The organism is Streptomyces sp. AC550_RSS872 (genome assembly GCF_019049285.1).
GTDB lineage: Bacteria > Actinomycetota > Actinomycetes > Streptomycetales > Streptomycetaceae > Streptomyces.
Map to the genome: position 1 here is coordinate 1 of NZ_JAGMUL010000202.1, position 240 is coordinate 240.

1 protein-coding gene is annotated in these 240 nt (G+C 69.2%); it reads left to right on the forward strand.

Annotation, left to right across the window (positions count from 1 at the left end; translation table 11 throughout):
* The coding region (locus KUM44_RS42860) for an ABC transporter permease (RefSeq protein WP_374202127.1) at positions 1 to 240 on the forward strand (240 nt) is incomplete at both ends.

A 240-nucleotide genomic window follows, 5' to 3' on the forward strand; every position in this document is an offset into this window, starting at 1 on the left:
GGTCTGGCAGGTCCTGGTGTGGGCCGAGGTCGCGCCCGAGTACAAGCTGCCCTCACCGTCCGACGTGTGGGGCGAGGTACGCGAGTCCTGGCTCCAGGGCACGCTCTTCGACTACATCTGGACGTCCGTCTCGCGCGGTCTGATGGGCTTCCTGCTGGCACTGGCGATCGGTACGCCGCTGGGTCTGCTGGTGGCGCGCGTCAGGTTCGTACGGGCGGCGATCGGGCCGATCCTGTCCGG